The sequence below is a fragment of the Anabaenopsis sp. FSS-46 genome, from assembly GCF_029891665.1.
GTDB classification, from domain to species: domain Bacteria; phylum Cyanobacteriota; class Cyanobacteriia; order Cyanobacteriales; family Nostocaceae; genus Anabaenopsis; species Anabaenopsis arnoldii.
In genome coordinates, this window is sequence record NZ_JANQDG010000111.1 from 134,651 (window position 1) to 153,918 (window position 19,268).

Genomic DNA, 19,268 nt, shown 5'->3' on the forward strand with positions numbered 1-19,268 from the left:
AGTGATCAACCTAACGCCTACCGAGTTGGAACGCTATAGTCGCCAAATGATGCTCCCAAATTTTGGCGAACTAGCTCAAAAACGCCTGAAGTCTGCAACAGTTCTGGTTACGGGTGTGGGGGGATTAGGCGGTACGGCGGCGCTTTACTTAGCAGTAGCGGGCGTTGGGCGGCTAATCCTAGTCCGGGGTGGTGACTTGCGCTTGGATGATATGAATCGTCAGATTTTAATGACTGATGATTGGGTAGGTAAGCCAAGGGTATTCAAGGCTAAAGAAACTCTGGAAGCAATTAATCCTGATGTCCAGGTGGAAGTAGTTCATGATTACATCACCCCAGAAAATGTAGACTCGTTGGTACAATCGGCTGATATGGCGCTAGATTGCGCGCACAATTTTACAGAACGCAATTTGCTCAATGAAGCTTGTGTACGCTGGCGTAAACCGATGGTGGAAGCAGCAATGGACGGGATGGAGGCTTACTTAACTACCATTATTCCAGGTGTAACTCCTTGTTTATCCTGTTTGTTTCCAGAAAAGCCGGAATGGGACAGACGTGCTTTTTCAGTTCTCGGCGCTGTCTCTGGGACACTAGCTTGTCTAACAGCGTTGGAAGCCATCAAGCTGATTACTGGGTTTAGTCAACCTCTGTTATCGCAATTGCTGACCATTGACTTGAATCGCATGGAATTTGCCAAGCGCCGTTCTCAGCGCGATCGCGCTTGTCCCGTATGTGGTAACACTGCGCCTTGGAGATATGGTCACTCCCCATCAATGGAAGCTACCAGCAATTGTACAACGTAGTTTTTAGTCATAATTGACACAAATCCCCACACTAGAAATCGGCAGGAAAGGTAATGGCTGTTAGCTTAACAGAAAAAGCAGAATTTCGTCTGCGGGCATTTTTACGAAGTTCAGCCTCTGATAATAACGAGACTAAAAAAGGTATCCGTGTATCTGTGCAAAATGGTGGTTGCAGTGGCTATGAATATGGTCTTGAGATCACCAGCAAACCAAAACCAGATGACTTGGTAATTCAGCAGGGGAATGTGCTGATTTATGTTGATGCCAAAAGTGCGCCGTTATTAGAAGGGGTAATCATCGACTTTGTAGAAGGGGTAATGGAAAGTGGCTTTAAGTTCACTAACCCTCATGCAAGTGATACCTGCGGTTGCGGAAAATCCTTCAAAACAGATGATGGCACACCTACGGGGATACCTTGCAAATAGTACTTGGAATTGAACCCCATCAATGTGCTGCTGTCTTCCGCGTTGCTACTCGCAGAGTTCACTAGATAAACTTCGAGACATCCATCTGATCGTCTAAATTTTGAGGAGAATCGGAAAATGGCTACCTACCAAGTGAGATTAATCAACAAAAAAGAAGGACTGGACACCACAATTGAAGTAGATGAAGATACTAACATTGTGGATGCAGCAGAAGAAAATGGTATTGAATTACCTTTCTCTTGTCACTCAGGTTCTTGCTCGAGTTGTGTAGGAAAAGTTGTAGAAGGTGAAATTGATCAATCTGATCAAAACTTCTTAGATGACGAGCAAGTATCTAAAGGATTCGCTTTACTTTGCGTTACCTATCCTCGCTCTAATTGCACAATTAAGACCCACCAAGAAGCATATCTTGTATAGAATATTGCTTAAACCGCTACTATCAGCAATATTTGCTTACAGCAGTTTTCACCAAGATAAACTCAAGATTTATTGATATTCATCTGTGTTTATCTGTGTTTATCTGTCTTTCATTATCTTTTCATCTACTACACCCACTGCTAAACTGCAATCAAGATGAAGGATGAAGTATATCCTTCATCTTTTTTTTTAATTACAGATTTTTGCCTCAGTACAATTTATCTGTAAGGGCGTAGGTACTGCTGGAATACGAGCTAAAATTCCTTTCTTGAGAGGTTCTGGACGTTCACCCCAGGGTAACAAACCTTGCGGGTGTGCATAATATTTACCAGCACACTGGAATATACCCTCTACTTCTGCTGGCGATAGCTCAGGAGACAGATCCCCGAAAAGATAAGTATATTTATCATGTGAAGCAAAGGAAACAACACAAGAGCGATCGCATGCGCTCATACATTCTACCGGTTGAATCCTAAACTCTGTGTTCAATTCCCAATGGGGATAATGTGCTTGTAAGTGCTTGAGAAGTATTTCTCCGCCACTTTCACCTACACGTTTACCGCCTTCCCACTTACTCCCACAGGTTGTACAAACAAATATTGTATGTTCTGCTCTCATCTATACCTCGTAGATTGTAGCTTAATTTACTTTTATATCGGCGGGTATTCTGACTTAGGCAATTTTAAATTTTAAATTTGGTGTTTTTGGTGTTTTAAATCTCAAACTAAAAATCTAAAATCGGTTTACAGCTGCGGGACAGCGCCGGACTTACACCGAACTTTCCCCCTTACCTCTAATAGTTAATTTATATTAGAACCGAATATATAGTAATTTAGCATATTTTCGTCAAATTTATCACACATTAAATCAGAAAGTTCAGACATCCTGTAAGGCATTTACGGCATCAGTAGCAGTAAGTAAGCTACAACATGGACTAAATACAAACGATACCAAAAAATATCTAGTTTATTAGATTTGTAATTTAGCTGCATTTTTAGATTTTCTTCAGCCAATTATTCTACAGATGTATGGGGATCTTTATAAATCATTCATAATTCAAACTTATCAGAGTGATAATATATAAATAAGCTAAATTGTTGCTAGTGAACTTAAATCTCAAAAAACCCTGCCAAGATTTATCTCTGAACTTGGGTGCAGCTAAAACTTCAGCATGACCGGAGATAGATGCAACAAAAAAATCATGATAATCTGCGTAAATCTTATTCTGGACTTTTTCTACTTCGCTATAAACCTCTATTCAAATTGATGAGTCCGTTTAGGGATATCAAGGATTAGTTATGAATCAGATCAAAAAGCAAAAATTGAGTGAAGTTACCCAGCAATGGCTGATAGCAAATGGTTATAATCCCAATAACTTAAATCGACAAGGTAAAAATGGCGACACAGCCTTGATAAAAGCTACTAGAGAAGGAGTATATGCAGTAGTCAAAGAGCTAATTGACTTAGGCGTGAATATTAATGCCAAAAATTATGATCGCAATAATGCTTTATGGTTTGCTTGTTGTGGTAATCATTATGAGCTAATTAGCTTACTCCTAGCTACAGAAATTGATATTAATAACCAAAATGATAACGGTGCAACTGTTTTAATGTATGCAGCATCAGCAGGGAAGACGGGGGTGGCTAAGTTACTTATACAACACAAACCTAACTTAAATTTAAGGAATTTTGATGATTGTATGGCTATAGATTTAGCTAGCAATATGGAGATATTAAGGTTACTTCAAAACGCCGAAAGTTAATAATTTAGACAGGCTTTACTGATATGCTAGTAAGCATTATTACTTATCTGTACAGGTGAGTCCAAATTATGTAGATCCTTACACTCATCCGCTCGGTTAAACTTACCCAAAACTACCCACTGGCAATTTTAGCGTTAACTTCTTGTTTCATCGCGGTCTGAGAATGACTTCTCAGAGGTTTGTCCGCTTCGCAAGCAATCCCGGTAAAGCTTACCGTTTCTGACCGTTCAGGAATAAAAATATTCTCAAACCACCGGTCAATATTTTTGGCTGCGTTTAAATCTCTGTCTTCAGTGTGTCCACAATCGGGACAGATATAAACACGGTTTTTCAGTGGCATTTTATGCCTATGATTACCACAGTTAGAGCAAATCTGAGAACTGGGAAACATCCTATCAACAATGATTAGTTGACTTGAGAATTTCTCCGTTTTATACTCTAACTGCCGCCTAAATTCATACATACCACAGTCAGCAATTGCACCTGCTAACTTATGGTTTTTGAGAAATGCTTTGACGTGTAAATCCTCTATCTTAATAACGCTGTGGTTCTTAGCTAGATAGTGAGTCAATTTATGGATTGAATCTTTACGGATATTGACAACTTTAGCGTGCAGTTTAGCCAGCTTCTTAACAGCTTTAGCGCGATTTTTAGAACCTTTTACTTTCTTGCTCACGCGACGCTGTAAACGCTTTAAGCGCTTACTCATCCGGCGATAAGCTTTAGGGTTAGAAAATACCTGACCTGTACTAGTTACAGCTAATTCCTTAATACCGATATCTACCCCAACACTAGGGCGTTTAGCGTTAACGGTAGGTTTTTCTATCTCATATTTGATAGCAAGAAACCAGCGGTTAGCTTGACGACTAATAACACAATTATGAATTGCTGTAACTGGTAACGGTTCTGCTAATCGCACCCAGCCAATACTAGGAAGCTTGACCCGCTTACCATCATTTTGAATCCCTGGTTTGGCTTTAGTCCCAGACTCTAAATAAAAAGAATCGCGCTGACCTTTTTTCTTAAATCTGGGTTGTTTAGATGTTTTTCTGAAACATCTATCCCATGCTTGGCGTAAATCGGCTAAAGCTTTTTGTGGGACATTTTTGTTAACTTCGTAATACCAATCATGCTGAGATTTTACCTGTGCAACTAATCGTTTGTGTAAATCAATTGCAGATGGAATCTTGACAGATTTATCAGTTTCCCGCAGTTTCAAAACTTCTAGGATTGCAGCATTTCCCCAGTTATAGGCGTGTCGTGCAGTACCAGAAGCTTTACGGAAAGCTGACACCTGTTTGTTGTTTGGTATCAGTGCTGTTTGAAAACTGAGTAACATTGTTCGACCTCCAATGTTTTCTTAACTTTAACATTATATACCCATAGGACTTACATCACCTTTCATAATGCGAAAGTCTAACCGTTTTTACTGACACGCCTAGCTCTTGAGCAGTGTCGCCCATGGAAATAGTCATTTGATTGTTGTCCATAATAGAGTTACCTCACTGTATGCACTCTATTATGTGTACATAATGGTAGTAATGTCTATATGTGGGTATAATTTAAGTTGCAGTTTGCTCCCCCATTAATTTAAAGTTTATGCCAAATTTTAGGGGGGTGAAATTAAATCTCAATAATCCCCTGCATTCGTTTATCTGGCTAACTAGTGCAGTTACCCAGGAAAGGGCTTTATATCCTAGGGAGGTTTATCTACTTCGTGGGATGTGGGGAATGGTGGATGGTATCTATCATTTGGAAGTTGACAATAATTCTCTCGCACTCACCTATGAATTAATTGATGATGGAGTATAAAATCATATTATACCAGCAAAAAGTATCAAGTGATGCTTTTTTTAAATTAGTTGTGTTTATTATAGGTCTAGTTGGAAATATCAGGATAGGAGACTAAGATATTGCTTTCTGGATAGCGGTCATCATTTAGGGGTGATTGCAACATCAGCTGATCTCCATAACCAAGATATACAACTTATTTTTGACTTTGATAAACTTGATGTCAATAGGTTGTTAGGCTTGAAAAATAAAGAGCTTATCACTGCTGGGGTAATCTCAGTCCAAATCCAAGACAAGCCAATTAGAGCTTTGGGACTGCGGGTTTCTTTTGTCTGGGGTACACATTATTTTGAAGCTGATCAATTTATTCAATATAGGTATCAAGCAACCGCTTTGCAGCAGAGTCCAGTACAGCCATTACAACAGCCACAGTTTAACTTTGACAGAGATAAGTTTTATCCTATTGTGTGAAATAGACGTTGAGCGAGACGTTTCCGGAAACAGTTTATTTCTCAAGAAGATTATCTATATCTCTGGCGACAAATCGCACAACCAATACCAACAGATGATTTTGAGAAAATCGAAATTTACTCTGTTATCGCGTAGAGGGGATGTTATCTGGATTATATAAAGGTACACATTTGCTCAAAGCGGGTGATTTCAGAGAACAGACGGGTTACTAATGCGTCAATCAGGCCATTCATTGTCAGAGGTGGCGCTGTAACTTGGTTTTTGGTATCTGAATAGACAAATTATCAAACAGCTATGCAATTAGCTGGTTTTGTGGGAAACAAAATTTATTTAGTTAGCAACTATTTGGGAATTAATTGTACTGTAATTGGTGCTTTTTATGATGAGGAAACTCAAGATGTTCTCTATGGAATGGCTATTGGCAAATAACTAGGATCATAACGAGAGATGGCTAAGAATAATTTCTATTTTGATAGTGATGATTCTCATCCTATGCAGCCGACATCGGCAGATATTATACTACGGCAACAACTAGAGTATTCTATTAGTAGGTATTTTTATCACGGGTGCGATCGCACCATTCAAAATCTACTCTCTAATTGTCGCTGGTATGTCACAACCCGCGCTAATGCGATGACACTAGTAATTGAATGTCCGGATCAAGTTACTAACTGGCGGGTTTTACAAAAAATTGTCCCCATGGGAACATTACTTCACTCTATTATCAGCAGTGCTAAAATTCGGGTTTGTCCCCCCGATAGTCAGGGTGTACCTTTTGAAATGAGGGTAGATGAACTTTCAGTTTATCGTGATTGGGCGTAATTAGTGATTCAATTTACTGACTAATTCTTGAAAAACTAAATCAGCAGAATTTTGCACTACCGGACTTAGTTCTAGTCCTAAATTAAGATTGGCAGCTTCAATAAGGTAAACTGTTACTTGTTGGGGAAAGTCTTGATTAAAGATTTTCCTCCCAGCTGCTAAAGCATGATCCCAGCGAAAATCATGTAAGTTATAACTAGGTTCTGGTAATGCTTCTAGTTCTTGTCCGGGGACTTGAAATACAGCACCTGGTTCTGAACCTGTAGAACTAGCATCAATAATTATTAATTCTTGACTACCTCTAGCTTGAAACATTACTTCCATCCCTGCGGTTCCACAGTCATATACTTGCACATGGGTATGGGGATTTTGGGCTAGATATTGTTGTAGGCGTTGAGCAATAATTACGCCTACAGCGTCGTCACTGCGGTTGAGGTTACCGCAACCGATAATAGTTAGCATAATGGTATGAGTTGAGTGGAAAATTTAATATTTGCTAAATATATACTTAAGATGATCTTAATCCGAAACTATTAGCATCAAATAAATTTTTTGTGAGCAAAAACCCCAGGATATGAAATTTAAACAAGTACTTACAACCCTGATACCCTTTTGTTTATTTGGTGTCTCTGTCAGTTTGGTTTCTCCCTCCAATGCACAAATAAGGTCTGATAGTGGTGGTTACAGTCCCAGACGCTTCGACTTTGCTTTAATTGGGGATATCCCTTATGATGATCGGCAAGAAGTGGAGTATGAAAAGCTGATTACAGACATTAATAAATCTCAGGTGCGTTTTGTCATTCACGATGGGGATTTTAAGAGCGGTTCTAGTCTTTGCTCAGATGAGTTGTTTGCAGATAGGTTACAATCATTCCAACAATTTAGAGATCCTCTAATTTATATATTTGGTGACAATGAGTGGACAGACTGTCATCGTCCGGCCGCGGGTGGATATGATCCTATTGAGCGCTTAGAAAAATTGCGCTCTATGTTTACACCTGGAAATGTCAGCTTTGGACGCAGAAAAATTACACTCAACCGTCAAAGTAATAACCCTGTTTACAGTAAGTTTCGTGAAAACGTTCACTGGACTCATGGTGATGTTTTCTTTAGTGGTATTCATGTTATTGGTAGTAACAATAACCTGGGACGCAATGCAGAAAATAATATTGAGTATGCCGAACGTAACGAAGCTAACTTAGCTTGGTTAAGGGAATCATTTGCGATCGCTAAAAGTAATAATAACTTGGGTATGGTAATTGTGATCCATGCTAACCCCGATGATTTTAGAGTACCTGCCAATGCTGAAAATAATGGTTTTAAGGATTTTATTAATGCCTTAAAACTTGAATTAGAAGAGTATAGCAAGCCAGTGATGCTGGTACATGGAGATAGTCATTACTTTCGTATTGATAAACCTCTAAACAATTCATTGGGCAGAATTATCCCCAATTTTACCCGTGTTGAGACTTTTGGTTCCCCCAATGTTCATTGGTTAAGAGTAACTGTTGATCCACGTAATCCAAATTTATTTGAAATCAATCAAGAAATTTTGGAATAATCCGGTTGCTGGATGGACAGGATTTTCAGATTTCCAGATTTGCCAATTTAACTAATCAGGTTAGTTGTGCAGGGTTTGTCTATTTAATGAGACAAACCCTGTCAGCTAACTAAAAAGTTACATCATATTTTTTGGCAATTTCCATAAATTTTTCACACTGCTTTTGTGATGCGTCAGTTAGGATCATTTCTGCTTGTTGTGGAGTATTGCCATCTTTAGGAATTAAATACTTGACATAAAGTGCTATAAAATCGGCTATAACTGCCAATCCAGATAAACCATGTTGGTCAGCTTCTTTCCCGGCGATCGCAGCTACTAAACCAGCTTTAATGGGGTCAGGTTTCACCTTCATAAACTGGTCAATGAGTTGGGTAATATACTCTGTGGGTGGTAAGTTATTTAACTTACTTTGGTCTGGAGTAAAATTACATTCGGCGGCTTTTGCTTGCTCTAAAACACACCATTCTATGAATTCTTGTAGTGCGGCTTCAGGGAGGCGAGGGAGATATCTATGTAGCGGTATATCAGACACAGGCTTACCGTGTAAATTGATTTTTTGTGAGGTGCATCATAGCTAGCCTAACCCATTACCGCTATTACTTTTAGTATGTTAAGCTACGATATTTTTATAATGGGCATTGTTGAGAAATTGGATTATAATCGTCATAAATAACAGGTAGTGTTTATGGTAACATCCTCCCTAGTTAGTCAAACCACATCACCCCCAGGGATAGTTATCACTTGGGAACCATTACCGCAGGACTTAGACCTAGAGGATGAACCGGTGGATAATACAGGACAACCACTATTAGCAGGTGCATTAAGAGAAAGTTTAGAAATTGCTGGTTTTATCCAACCACAAATGTTAATCGCCGCTAACTTTGGGCTATCTGCTACCCTTGATGGCCAGTTTATTGCTAAAGCCCCGGATTGGTTATATGTACCGGTAGTTAAGGAAATATTACCAGATAGGAAAAGCTATACACCCCACATAGAGGGAGATATTCCCGCCATAGTCATGGAGTTTCTTTCAGATAAAGAGGGGGGGGAATATTCAGTCAAACGTACATACCCACCCGGTAAATGGTTTTTTTATGAACAAATTTTACAAGTACCAGTGTATGTAATTTTTGAGCCAGAGGGAGGACTATTAGAATATTATCAGTTAGAAAATGGGCGGTATGAGTTAAAGTCAGCGGATGAAAATGGCCGCCACTGGGTAGAGAGTATGGGGCTATTTTTGGGAACATGGCGGGGAGACAAGGAAGGGCGCAGTGGTTATTGGTTGAGATGGTGGGATAATCAAGGTAACTTGTTACCCTGGGCGGTGGAGAAGATTTTACAAGAACGCCAACGCGCAGAACAAGAGCGCCAACGCGCAGAACAAGAACGCCAACGCGCAGAACAAGAACGCCAAGAAAAGGAAAAACTCAGAGCCTATTTACAATCCCGGGGAATTGATCCTGATATTTTGTAGGGTGGGTCAAATAATCATTGATAGCAACAATTAACAACTTGCTGCTACCAAGACATCAAACTACACCTAAGCAGTACGAAAACGTGCCAACTCTGCGCCAGTTTTCGCATCGTGAGCGTGAACAGTACACACTAAACAGGAATCAAACGATCGCGCCACGTGACCAACCTCCACCGGGTCGGTAGAATCTTCTATGGGTGTCCCGATTAAAGCTTCTTCAATCGGACCGCGGTTACCTTCTCCGTCACGGGGGCCAATATTCCAAGTACCAGGAGCAATTACTTGGTAATTTTTAATTTTACCCTTTTCTACCTCCACCCAGTGAGACAAAGCTCCCCGCGCTGCTTCCGTTGCGCCCCAACCCTGGCCATCTTTTTCTGTAGGTTTAATATACCAAGGGTCATTTAATTTAAACTCCCGTAAGCAGTGTTCAGCTTGGCGATATAATTTGACAATCTCGTGCAATCGTCCTAACTGGCGTAAGTGAACACTAGCACCACCCATGTGCTTAAATACATCTAGGATAAATCCGTCATGGTGTTGCCAGGATTCGCCGTGATTACCACCAGCTACTAACTGCCGGGCTAGTGGTCCAGCTTCTAATCGTCCGAAATCTTGGTGACGTACAGCACTAGACCAAGAGTAAGCATTGTCAAAGTCTTTACTGTTATTAACAGTGGGTTTAGTAGTGCGGTTGGTTGGGTGAATATCTGCGATACCTTCATCATACCAGGAATGAGTGGTATTTTCCCGGATTTGGGACTGCTCCATTAAAGTGTGAGTATCGCTGAAGCTGTCATATACACCACTTTTCATAATCATGGCAGCATTGCGCCCAGCAATGGTGGGCTTTTGGTATTTGTCCTCATGGGCTAAATATCCCCAAGTGACATATTTACCAACACCAGCGCCATATCTATCAAGACCGATATCTAAACCCATGCGCCAATAAAAACCCAAGTCAGACTCACGATGATTCAGGTCTTCATCTAGCCAGGCCATAAAATCATCATAGGTGCGGATTTGTTCATAACGTTCTAGGGAACAACCCAACCATACAGGCTCTAACCAATTGGTGCGGAAGTATTCCAGGATGGCCCAAGCGCGGGTAATATCGGTGAGGGTGGGGGCGCACATCACACCACCAGGAACCATGTAACTAGAATGCGGCCATTGACCGCCGAATAAAGCATAGATTTCTACAGGTTTGCCGGAAATTGTCACACCAATTTCGTAAGATTTACCAGTGAAAGCTGCAAAGCGGCGACAAGCTTCTTCATAAAAGCGACTACGACGGTAATTTTTATTGGTGAGGTCAATGGCAAACAATCCATAAAAATACCTAGGTATACTTTGCATTGTTTCCACAATTTGACCCAAATTTCTGGCCAATATGGCATTGCGGGGTACTTCTGTACCCCAAAGTGTATCTAATGCCCAAGATGCACTGGTGAGATGGGAACCACCGCAGATACCGCAGATCCGGGGTGTGACAATTAATCCGGCTTGGGGGTCTTTGCCGCGTAAGATAATTTCAAAGCCGCGAAACAGTTCGGCGTGTGTCCAGGCGTTGACTACCCGCCCATTTTCAATATCAACGCGCACATCTAAATCCCCCTCAACTCTACCAACGGGGGAAATATCTAATGTTTTAATTGCCATTCTCCTCTCCTGTAGTTAATTCAGGAATGGGGTCTCTAGTCCCATTCTCTAAACTGTGAAAAAGTCTTCTTCTGCCCAAGCTGGGGCTGCATCTTTAGCGGCCATGGTCAACACGGCGTAGTCTTTGGGTTTGACTCCGGGGGGTAGTTCTTTAGGTACTCCCATGATTGTTTGGGTTTTAAATACGGTTCCTGGTTGGAGGTCAAAGAAGGGGAATTCTGGTTCTGTACAACCTAAACAAGGCATACCGGCGCGAGTTTTGGAGGAAACACGGTTCCACAAAATGCGGTTACAGGATGAGTGGGTCATCGGACCACGACAACCTAAATCATAAAATAGGCAACCTTTACGTTGACCAAATTCCCCTGTGGATGCTTTGTAAGCAAAGTGAACGTTACGGGTACAGCCTGTTTGGGTGTATGTGTTGAAGAAGGTTTGGGGACGATGCAATTCATCTAGGGCGATGTCGGTTATGCGTCCAGTGGCGATCGCCACTAATATCTGCGTAATCCAATCGGGATGGGCGGGACATCCGGGAATATTAATTACGGGTAGTCCGGCTTTAGAAACAAAATCCTGACCTAAAAAGCCCCCTGGTTGACGCTTGAGATATTGCAACCCTGTTGATTCGCTGGGGTTGGGTGACATGGCAGGGATTCCCCCCCATGTGGCGCAGTCTCCGACTGCTACAATGTATTTAGCCGCTTGGGATAGGTCGGTTAACCAGTCTTTCATGGGGCGATCGGCGAAACGGTTCCATTCCCCTGTACCATTGGGAGCATTTACAACGCTGCCTTCAAACACTAGGATATCTAGGGGAATTTTGCCTAGGAAGCAGTCCCAGAGGAGGGTTTGTAAGTCGTTACCTAGTTCCAGTCCCAAGGAGGGATGCCAAAGTACCTTAATGCCAAAGTCGGCAATTAAATCGCACACTGTCGGTTCTTCGGCGTTGAGAAATGACATGGTGTTACCTGAGCACGCACCACCTTGCAGCCATAGTACGTTAGTCATTAGCTACACATTTTTGTATTGTTGGTTATGCACTGATGGAGGTGATGAGACTTGTAGAGTATCACCTGTTAATCAATATTCATTATTATAATTTAATTTTTGAATTGATTATTTTTTCTTCATCAAAAGATAATATACTCTTGAAGTTACCAACGTACAAATACCTTTTACAGCAGTTTTTAAGTAAATAAATATCATAAATCTTGTGGGTTGGGCATCGGTGCCCGTCATTTTCTGCTTAAATCAGATCAAAGGGTTTGTAAATTAAAGCCTTTTTCAGTCTCATGAAGTACACACCAATTCCCTATTCTCTATTCCTTGTTCCGGTGTTCCCTCAAACTAAAAAACTTTGTACCTCACGATCATGGGAAATTCTATAAATATTTCAGGTGTTTAAAGGTGATATCAATATTGGCAATTTACCGGTTGATTTTGCTCAACAGATGCCTTATGGTAAAAGAATTGATTTTCTAAATTTTCCAGATAGATTAATCTAATCTATAGCTTTTTGATGTGTCTAATGAAGTACACACTAATTCGTTACCTGCTCCCTAAAACTAAAAAACTTTGTACCTCACGAGCATGGGAAATGCTATAGCGCCGATTTCATTCTTACCTACTTGGATTTGATTTTGGGCTTAATTGCCAAGTGTTGATTTATGGGATTTTAAACCTGTGTACATCCGCCGAGTTGATAAATTTACCCACTAATGGGCTTTGACCAAATCACGGCAGTTATGAACCCCACTATTACAGATTCAGCAGTAAAAGCAGCGATCGCAGCTATTGGCTCGGAGTCGGCCACAGTAGCAGAAAAAATCCAGATGCTGATTGAAATGGCTCAAGGCTTTCATAAGCAGCCCAAAACGGCCCAAGATTTACGCAATGCAATGGGTCTATATTACCGAGCCTATCAGATGTGTGGTGAGGAATACCCCCTATTGCAAGCCAGGGCTTTGGTGGGGATGGCAGGGACGTTACAAAGTATACCTGATGGCGGTTCTCAACTGCTGCTAGAAGCCAAAGCAAATTATCAGCAGGCTTTGCCAATTTTACAGCAATTAGCATTACCGGAAGAAGTGGCAGAGGCACAGATGAATCTGGGGCTGGTTTTGCAGTCGTTAGTACCATTCAATCTGGCACGGATGACCGACAGTATCCAAGCTTATCATCAGGCTTTACAGGTGTTTACTTGGGAGGATTACCCACAGGAATACGCAATTTTATACAATAATATTGCGATCGCCTACTTGTCTATGCCCATGGCTTCACAACAAGAATACCTACGCCAAGGGTTAGCAGTACAATCCTTTGAAGTAGCATTAAAGCACATTAACTTAATTGACCATCCTCGTGAATATGCCATGTTGCAAAACAATTTGGGTAATGCTTTGCAATATTTAGTCAGTTCCCATCCTTTGGATAATAACTTACGGGCGATCGCAGCTTATGACGAAGCCCTCAAAGTCCGTAACCCCAGAGACACCCCCCTAGAATACGCCAACACCATATCGAATAAAGCCAACGCCTTATTCAACTTACCCGACGATGTAGAAAAGCCAGAATTGGGGAATCCTCAAAACCTCCTCCAAGCATATAATTACTATCAAGAAGCTTGGGCAATTTTCACCAAACACGAACAGCAAGAACAAGCAGAAATTGTTACCCAAGCTATACAAGATATAGAAGTACAAATGCGCGTAACTATGGATTAGTTGGGAATTTACTTACACCTATCACCGAATCACCATGACAGAAATACTCACCAACTTAGCAGATGGTAACTTAAACCTAACCACAGAAATTACCTGGATATTGATAGCTACAGCATTATCAATGTTTAGTGGTGCAATTAGTGCCATGATATTAGCAGGAAAAGATATTGGCTATCAATTTTCTGCCACTTTAGGGGCATTATTTGCCCCTGCTGGTGTGATTCCCGCCATATTATTAAGTTTTGCTCTACTCAACCTATTCAGCAGTTATTAGGAGGCATAATGTTAGAACTGGGATGGCTATCTGCCAAATTATTTTTCAAAGGTAAACTTCTGCGTGACCCATGGGATTTTTTCCAAAAAATTCTCATGGCTTCAGGTATTAGTTCTCTCATATTGATATTATCTCAAACTGCACTCCCTTTTTACCTAGCAGTGACAGTATCTAGTTTAATTACAGGTGCCATGATGCCATATTTATTGAAAGATTTCAAAATGAAATAAATCTACCATCTGCAATTAATCAAATACAGATGAATCAGGATTTATATGTATTCATCTGTATACCCTGCGCTTAGTAGTTAATTGCAGCAAATTTTATTTAAATGAGAGGGCGGGAAAATACCGAGCCTATAAGAAAATTGATAACTTGGCTAATAATTCTATCACCAAGTCAGCCAAATACTACCAACTATCGACCAATATCTCATGACCAAGCTGGAAGAATTAGTTACAGAGATTAACCGATTTGAAGCGATTATATCCCAATGGGATGAAAGCCAAAGGTGTGTAGCTGTAGGACTAAAAAGAGCCATTGAAGATTTACATAAAGCAGCACTGACCAGTTTAATTAAAACCGTCAAAAAAGAATCAATATCGGCCTTGCGCCGAGCAGTAGATGATGACATAGTATATTCAGTTCTGCTGTACCACGAACTAATTAAACCGCCACAAGCACCTTTAATAGACAGAATTCAAGCAGCTCTTGCAGAAGTTCGACCAGGCTTAAAAAGCCATAACGGGGATGTAGAATTTTCAGCACTCAAAGCACCTGATACAGTAGAAGTTAAATTAATTGGTACTTGTAGCAGCTGTCCCACTTCCAATTTAACCTTAACTCAAAGTGTGGAACAGGCGATAAAAAATCATTGTCCCGAAATTACTAAAGTTGTTGCTGTTAATCATAGTGCTACCGCTGTCAATAGTGCATTTTATCCGGAGGATACAGCGACTTGGGTGAAAGTGACAACAGTGGATCAAATTCCCCCATCTGGAATATTGACAGGTAAAATAGGCAAGAATTCCCTGATTTTATATCGTCATGGTGAAAATGTTAACTGTTACCTGAATGCTTGCCCACACCTAGCAACTCCTTTAGATAGAGGTAAGTTAGATAATCACATTCTCACTTGTGCATCTCATGGATTTCAGTATAACTTACAAACTGGTGAATGTTTAACTGTTGCGGATATTCCATTACAGTCTTATCCAGTACACATTAAAACCGATAAAGTGTTTGTAAAATTGCCTAAATATTCTCTTTAATATCAGCAGTTTTTACATTCTCATGAAGTACACACCAATTCCCTGTTCCCTATTCCCTGTTCCCTATTCCCTATTCCCTATTCCCTGTTCCCTCAAAAAAAATACCCTGTATTTATCAATCTTGATCTGTGGTTAATGGATATACCCATCAATATTATTAATCCTGCGTCCCAGTTATTACTATTATCCCCTCATGGTGCAGAGGTGATTTTAGGTGATATAATTACACCAGAAATATTAGCAGTGCCTATAGTACCTAGTGCGGTATCTATGTTTGGCCCCCGTGGTGCTTGTTTATTATCTCCAACCGGTCCATTATGGGTATCCGATACAGGACATCACCGCTTATTGGGATGGCGAAATTTACCCACTAGAGATAGTCAACCAGCTGACTGGGTAATTGGACAACCGGATTTTCACCATGAGGGACAAAATGCTAAAGGTTCACCAGGAAGAAATACTTTTAGTGTTCCTACGGGAATTTGTGCTTGTGGTCATGGGTTAGCGGTTGCTGATGCTTGGAATCATCGGGTATTGATTTGGGAAAATGTCCCGGAGGATAGTCATGTACCAGCAGATTTAGTGTTAGGTCAAGCTGATTTTAGCCATTGTGAACCCAATAGAGGTACTCTAGCAGCAGCTGATACTATGCACTGGCCCTATGGTGTTTTCTATCATCAAGGTAAGTTATTTGTGGCTGATACGGGAAATCGGCGGTTATTAATTTGGCATGAATTACCTACAGAAAATGGTCAACCAGCTGATTTAGTTTTGGGACAACCAAATCTGATATCGCGCCATGAAAATGGGGGGGGTGCTCCTACTGCTGCGAGTATGCGCTGGTGTCATGATATGACAATTTGGAATCATAATTTAGTGGTGGCTGATGCGGGGAATCATCGGGTAATGATTTGGGAGGGAATACCTACAGAAAATAATGCGCCTTGTGCGGTGGTTCTAGGACAACAAAGCTTTGATGTTGTGGAAATGAATCAAGGTGTTTATTTTCCTAGTGCTGGTAGTATGAGTATGCCTTATGGTGTAGGTGTTGGTAATGATTGCTTGCTGGTTGCTGATACTGCTAATTCCCGGTTGTTAGGATGGAAAGGACGGAAATCTTTATTATTATTGCAGGGGGCGGTGGCTGATGCGATCGCCGGACAAGCAAATTTTCAGAGTAAAGGTGAAAATCGTAATTTTGGGTTACCCAGGCGAGATAGTTTAAATTGGTGTTATGGGGTGAAGGTTTGCGGTAATACTGCGGTGATTGCTGACTCTGGAAATAATCGGGTTTTGTTGTGGCGGTTACAGTAACAGTTTTTTAAATTCTCAGGCGCAAAAAAAGAACCATGGAAGATGTGGTAACCCAAGAAATTAGAGTTCGTGGTACTGTTCAGGGTGTCGGATTTCGCCCTACTGTTTATCGTCTAGCTAAAGCTGGGGGGTTGTGTGGTGAAGTTTGTAATGATGGTGAGGGGGTTTTGATTCGGGTGTCTGGAAGTGAGGAGGCGATCGCTGAGTTTGTAGAACGACTATATATTGAATGTCCCCCCTTGGCAAAAATTCAGGAGTTGATTCGCACACCTTATCAGGGTAAGTGGAGTTTTCCTGATTTTGTGATTGCTCACAGTGTCAGCAGTTCTATTAAAACTGAAATTGCTCCTGATGCGGCGACTTGTCCCCAATGTCAACAAGAAATTTTTGACCCCTTTAGTCGGTTTTTTCGTTACCCTTTTACTAATTGCACTCACTGCGGTCCGCGCTTCAGTATTATTCGTGGGATTCCTTACGATAGATGCAATACCAGTATGTCTGCGTTCCCTATGTGTGCGGAATGTGAGCAGGAGTATAATGATGTGGAAAATCGCCGCTTTCATGCCCAACCTGTAGCTTGTCATACTTGCGGACCCACAGCTTGGTTAGAACGCGCCGATGGTCAACCTGTGACGGCTTCCATGTTTTCTATGCTCGATGATGTGGATGCTGTTTGTACTTTGCTGCAAAAAGGGGAGATTGTGGCTATTAAGGGGTTGGGTGGTATTCACCTAGCTTGTGATGCAACTCAAGAAGCGGTTGTGCAAAAACTCCGTCAACGTAAACACCGTGATTATAAGCCTTTGGCTTTAATGGCGCGGGATATTTCTATTATTGAACAATATTGTATAGTCAACCCCAGGGAAAGGGAATTACTACAGAGTCCCGCTGCGCCGATTGTATTGTTACATCAGAAACCATGGGAAAATGAAGATGGGCAGATAATTCCTCAGTTTCCCATTGCGCCTGCAGTTGCACCAGGACAAAATACCCTGGGTTTTATGTTACCTTATACGCCTTTACATCATTTAATTCTCCGGCGGATGAATCGCCCTATTGTGTTAACTAGTGGGAATATTGCTGATGAACCACAATGTATTGATAATGGCGAAGCTAGGGAAAAGTTAGGTAAAATAGCTGATTATTTTCTCTTACACAATCGCGAAATTGTCAACCGAGTTGATGATTCTGTGGTGCGGGTGGTTGATGATAGAGTAAAAATCATTCGCAGAGCTAGGGGATACGCACCAGCAGCGATGAAGTTACCCCCAGGATTTGAGCAGGTACCGCCGATTTTAGCAATGGGTAGTCAGTTAAAAAATACTTTTTGTCTGTTGCGGGAAAATGAGGCGATTGTTTCTCAGCATTTGGGGGATTTAGGAAATGCAGGGGCTTTTTATAGCTATCATGATACCCTCAATCTCTATTTAAATTTATTTGAACATCAACCCCAGGCGATCGCTGTTGACAAACATCCTGAATATCTGGCGACAAAACTGGGTAAGGAAGTCGCACCTGTGAATAAAGTTAAACTGCATCACATCCAACATCATCACGCCCATATTGCTGCTTGTATGGCAGAAAATGGTATTCCTTTAAATGCACCCCCAGTTTTAGGTATTGCTTTAGATGGTTTAGGTTATGGCGAAGATGCTACATTTTGGGGGGGTGAATTTCTGTTAGCAGACTATCGCCGATTTCAGCGATTAGCAACTTTTAAGCCTGTAGCTATGATTGGGGGTGAACAGGCTATTTATCAACCTTGGCGTAACACCTACGCCCATTTACTCAGCGCCGATCTTTGGGAGACTTGTCAACAAGAATATTCTGACTTGGAAATTATCAAATTTTTACAGCAAAAGCCTTTAAAGCTGATTAATCAAGCTCTAGCACAGGGAATTAATTCCCCCCTCGCTTCCTCCGTTGGGAGGTTATTCGATGGGGTAGCAGCTGCTATGGGTATTTATCCCGAAAAATGCAGCTATGAAGGACAAGCTGCGATCGCCATGGAGGCTTTAGTTAATCCTCACAGCTTAAATAATTATGAAGAAACTCTAATTTATCCTTTTGAGGTGAATTTTTCCGATAGTATTTACTATATAGACTCCAAACCAATGTGGGCAGACTTACTTCGGGACTTACAAAAACAAGTTAAGCCATCAGATATAGCTAGAAAGTTTCATACAAGTTTATCTCAAACTATTGTCAATTTAGTTAAACATCTGTGTCACGAAAATGTAATTAATCAGGTGGCTTTAACAGGGGGTGTATTTCAAAACTGTATCTTATTAGCACAGGTAAAGGCAGGTTTAGAAAACTTAGGTATCCATGTACTGACCCATAATTTATTTCCTGCCAATGATGGCAATATATCATTGGGACAGGGGGTGATTACAGCAGCACAATTAATGAATCTTCCTTAAAATGCTGTTGAGGTTAATTTCCCCCAAAGTAAGGTTGTACGGCTACCCTATGGTTATTCTTACAGAAAA

The 19,268-nt window shown here is 41.0% G+C and carries 22 protein-coding genes and 1 riboswitch; of the genes, 16 read left to right on the top strand and 6 right to left on the bottom strand.

Annotated features, from left to right (window positions below; translation table 11 throughout):
* Position 1 precedes the first annotated feature (1 nt).
* From NWP21_RS13460 to NWP21_RS13470, 3 genes are all read left to right on the top strand, one after another.
* The gene (locus NWP21_RS13460; protein ID WP_271731986.1) at positions 2–802 is read left to right on the top strand and encodes a HesA/MoeB/ThiF family protein; all 801 of its coding nucleotides are present in this window, start codon (positions 2–4) and stop codon (positions 800–802) included.
* A gap of 53 nt (positions 803–855) precedes the next feature.
* Positions 856–1,227 carry an iron-sulfur cluster assembly accessory protein gene (locus tag NWP21_RS13465; protein ID WP_271731985.1) on the top strand — a complete coding sequence of 124 codons (372 nt, stop codon included), beginning with the start codon at positions 856–858 and terminating at the stop codon, positions 1,225–1,227.
* Between the two features lie 117 nt (positions 1,228–1,344).
* Positions 1,345–1,644, top strand: a complete 300-nt coding sequence (locus NWP21_RS13470; RefSeq protein ID WP_200987994.1) for a 2Fe-2S iron-sulfur cluster-binding protein — start codon at positions 1,345–1,347, stop codon at positions 1,642–1,644.
* Positions 1,645–1,833: 189 nt separating this feature from the next.
* Here NWP21_RS13470 and NWP21_RS13475 read toward each other — a convergent pair whose 3' ends face one another.
* The gene (locus NWP21_RS13475; protein ID WP_271731982.1) at positions 1,834–2,262 is read right to left on the bottom strand and encodes a DUF1636 domain-containing protein; all 429 of its coding nucleotides are present in this window, start codon (positions 2,260–2,262) and stop codon (positions 1,834–1,836) included.
* 21 nt (positions 2,263–2,283) lie between these two features.
* Positions 2,284–2,480, bottom strand: a riboswitch (cobalamin riboswitch).
* A 462-nt stretch (positions 2,481–2,942) separates the two neighbouring features.
* Between NWP21_RS13475 and NWP21_RS13480 the strand changes: the two genes are divergently transcribed.
* Positions 2,943–3,407 (top strand): ankyrin repeat domain-containing protein, encoded by a 465-nt coding sequence (locus tag NWP21_RS13480; RefSeq protein ID WP_280793083.1) that lies wholly within the window; start codon positions 2,943–2,945, stop codon positions 3,405–3,407.
* A 112-nt stretch (positions 3,408–3,519) separates the two neighbouring features.
* Here the strand turns inward: NWP21_RS13480 and NWP21_RS13485 are convergent, their stop codons facing one another.
* Complete coding sequence (locus NWP21_RS13485) at positions 3,520–4,746, bottom strand: RNA-guided endonuclease TnpB family protein (RefSeq protein ID WP_280793084.1); 1,227 nt, start codon at positions 4,744–4,746, stop codon at positions 3,520–3,522.
* 260 nt (positions 4,747–5,006) lie between these two features.
* Between NWP21_RS13485 and NWP21_RS13490 the strand changes: the two genes are divergently transcribed.
* The 4 genes from NWP21_RS13490 (at position 5,007) to NWP21_RS13505 (ending at position 6,491) form a co-directional block, all read left to right on the top strand.
* Positions 5,007–5,219: a hypothetical protein gene (locus tag NWP21_RS13490; protein ID WP_280793085.1), complete on the top strand. Its 213-nt coding sequence runs from the start codon at positions 5,007–5,009 to the stop codon at positions 5,217–5,219.
* 132 nt (positions 5,220–5,351) lie between these two features.
* Positions 5,352–5,669 carry a hypothetical protein gene (locus NWP21_RS13495; RefSeq protein WP_280793086.1) on the top strand — a complete coding sequence of 106 codons (318 nt, stop codon included), beginning with the start codon at positions 5,352–5,354 and terminating at the stop codon, positions 5,667–5,669.
* Between the two features lie 294 nt (positions 5,670–5,963).
* On the top strand, positions 5,964–6,098 hold the full coding sequence (locus NWP21_RS13500; protein WP_280793087.1) for a hypothetical protein: 135 nt from the start codon (positions 5,964–5,966) through the stop codon (positions 6,096–6,098).
* A gap of 18 nt (positions 6,099–6,116) precedes the next feature.
* On the top strand, positions 6,117–6,491 hold the full coding sequence (locus NWP21_RS13505; RefSeq protein WP_271731978.1) for a hypothetical protein: 375 nt from the start codon (positions 6,117–6,119) through the stop codon (positions 6,489–6,491).
* Here NWP21_RS13505 and NWP21_RS13510 read toward each other — a convergent pair whose 3' ends face one another.
* Complete coding sequence (locus NWP21_RS13510) at positions 6,492–6,953, bottom strand: hydrogenase maturation protease (RefSeq protein WP_280793088.1); 462 nt, start codon at positions 6,951–6,953, stop codon at positions 6,492–6,494.
* Positions 6,954–7,065: 112 nt separating this feature from the next.
* On the opposite strand from NWP21_RS13510, the gene NWP21_RS13515 reads away from it, so the two are divergent.
* Positions 7,066–8,052 (top strand): metallophosphoesterase, encoded by a 987-nt coding sequence (locus NWP21_RS13515; protein WP_280793089.1) that lies wholly within the window; start codon positions 7,066–7,068, stop codon positions 8,050–8,052.
* A 109-nt stretch (positions 8,053–8,161) separates the two neighbouring features.
* Here NWP21_RS13515 and NWP21_RS13520 read toward each other — a convergent pair whose 3' ends face one another.
* A complete protein-coding gene (locus tag NWP21_RS13520) occupies positions 8,162–8,584 on the bottom strand; it encodes a hypothetical protein (protein ID WP_280793090.1) in 423 nt (140 codons plus the stop codon).
* Between the two features lie 153 nt (positions 8,585–8,737).
* Between NWP21_RS13520 and NWP21_RS13525 the strand changes: the two genes are divergently transcribed.
* Positions 8,738–9,529, top strand: a complete 792-nt coding sequence (locus NWP21_RS13525; RefSeq protein WP_280793091.1) for a Uma2 family endonuclease — start codon at positions 8,738–8,740, stop codon at positions 9,527–9,529.
* Positions 9,530–9,595: 66 nt separating this feature from the next.
* On the opposite strand, the gene NWP21_RS13530 is transcribed toward NWP21_RS13525, so the two are convergent.
* Complete coding sequence (locus tag NWP21_RS13530; RefSeq protein WP_280793092.1) at positions 9,596–11,191, bottom strand: nickel-dependent hydrogenase large subunit; 1,596 nt, start codon at positions 11,189–11,191, stop codon at positions 9,596–9,598.
* A 48-nt stretch (positions 11,192–11,239) separates the two neighbouring features.
* Positions 11,240–12,202, bottom strand: a complete 963-nt coding sequence (locus tag NWP21_RS13535) for a hydrogenase small subunit (RefSeq protein WP_271731966.1) — start codon at positions 12,200–12,202, stop codon at positions 11,240–11,242.
* Between the two features lie 737 nt (positions 12,203–12,939).
* Here NWP21_RS13535 and NWP21_RS13540 point away from each other — a divergent pair.
* The 6 genes from NWP21_RS13540 (at position 12,940) to hypF (ending at position 19,199) form a co-directional block, all read left to right on the top strand.
* Positions 12,940–13,917, top strand: coding sequence for a hypothetical protein (locus tag NWP21_RS13540; protein WP_271731964.1), 978 nt, complete (start codon positions 12,940–12,942; stop codon positions 13,915–13,917).
* Positions 13,918–13,951: 34 nt separating this feature from the next.
* Positions 13,952–14,191 (top strand): hypothetical protein, encoded by a 240-nt coding sequence (locus NWP21_RS13545; RefSeq protein ID WP_271731962.1) that lies wholly within the window; start codon positions 13,952–13,954, stop codon positions 14,189–14,191.
* 8 nt (positions 14,192–14,199) lie between these two features.
* On the top strand, positions 14,200–14,421 hold the full coding sequence (locus NWP21_RS13550; protein WP_271731960.1) for a hypothetical protein: 222 nt from the start codon (positions 14,200–14,202) through the stop codon (positions 14,419–14,421).
* 204 nt (positions 14,422–14,625) lie between these two features.
* Complete coding sequence (locus NWP21_RS13555; protein ID WP_271731958.1) at positions 14,626–15,462, top strand: NifU family protein; 837 nt, start codon at positions 14,626–14,628, stop codon at positions 15,460–15,462.
* Positions 15,463–15,597: 135 nt separating this feature from the next.
* Positions 15,598–16,776, top strand: coding sequence for a hypothetical protein (locus NWP21_RS13560; RefSeq protein WP_280793093.1), 1,179 nt, complete (start codon positions 15,598–15,600; stop codon positions 16,774–16,776).
* A gap of 44 nt (positions 16,777–16,820) precedes the next feature.
* Positions 16,821–19,199, top strand: coding sequence for a carbamoyltransferase HypF (gene hypF / locus NWP21_RS13565; protein WP_280793121.1), 2,379 nt, complete (start codon positions 16,821–16,823; stop codon positions 19,197–19,199).
* The last annotated feature ends 69 nt before the right edge of the window (positions 19,200–19,268 follow it).

Coding starts and splice junctions, on each gene's coding strand:
- NWP21_RS13535 (WP_271731966.1), bottom strand. CDS start 12,202: ATGACTAACGTACTATGGCTGCAAGGTGGTGCGTGCTCAGGTAACACC.
- NWP21_RS13525 (WP_280793091.1), top strand. CDS start 8,738: ATGGTAACATCCTCCCTAGTTAGTCAAACCACATCACCCCCAGGGATA.
- NWP21_RS13505 (WP_271731978.1), top strand. CDS start 6,117: ATGGCTAAGAATAATTTCTATTTTGATAGTGATGATTCTCATCCTATG.
- NWP21_RS13470 (WP_200987994.1), top strand. CDS start 1,345: ATGGCTACCTACCAAGTGAGATTAATCAACAAAAAAGAAGGACTGGAC.
- NWP21_RS13490 (WP_280793085.1), top strand. CDS start 5,007: ATGCCAAATTTTAGGGGGGTGAAATTAAATCTCAATAATCCCCTGCAT.
- NWP21_RS13480 (WP_280793083.1), top strand. CDS start 2,943: ATGAATCAGATCAAAAAGCAAAAATTGAGTGAAGTTACCCAGCAATGG.
- NWP21_RS13475 (WP_271731982.1), bottom strand. CDS start 2,262: ATGAGAGCAGAACATACAATATTTGTTTGTACAACCTGTGGGAGTAAG.
- NWP21_RS13530 (WP_280793092.1), bottom strand. CDS start 11,191: ATGGCAATTAAAACATTAGATATTTCCCCCGTTGGTAGAGTTGAGGGG.
- NWP21_RS13540 (WP_271731964.1), top strand. CDS start 12,940: ATGAACCCCACTATTACAGATTCAGCAGTAAAAGCAGCGATCGCAGCT.
- NWP21_RS13545 (WP_271731962.1), top strand. CDS start 13,952: ATGACAGAAATACTCACCAACTTAGCAGATGGTAACTTAAACCTAACC.
- NWP21_RS13485 (WP_280793084.1), bottom strand. CDS start 4,746: ATGTTACTCAGTTTTCAAACAGCACTGATACCAAACAACAAACAGGTG.
- NWP21_RS13515 (WP_280793089.1), top strand. CDS start 7,066: ATGAAATTTAAACAAGTACTTACAACCCTGATACCCTTTTGTTTATTT.
- NWP21_RS13500 (WP_280793087.1), top strand. CDS start 5,964: ATGCAATTAGCTGGTTTTGTGGGAAACAAAATTTATTTAGTTAGCAAC.
- NWP21_RS13465 (WP_271731985.1), top strand. CDS start 856: ATGGCTGTTAGCTTAACAGAAAAAGCAGAATTTCGTCTGCGGGCATTT.
- NWP21_RS13510 (WP_280793088.1), bottom strand. CDS start 6,953: ATGCTAACTATTATCGGTTGCGGTAACCTCAACCGCAGTGACGACGCT.
- NWP21_RS13560 (WP_280793093.1), top strand. CDS start 15,598: ATGGATATACCCATCAATATTATTAATCCTGCGTCCCAGTTATTACTA.
- NWP21_RS13555 (WP_271731958.1), top strand. CDS start 14,626: ATGACCAAGCTGGAAGAATTAGTTACAGAGATTAACCGATTTGAAGCG.
- NWP21_RS13550 (WP_271731960.1), top strand. CDS start 14,200: ATGTTAGAACTGGGATGGCTATCTGCCAAATTATTTTTCAAAGGTAAA.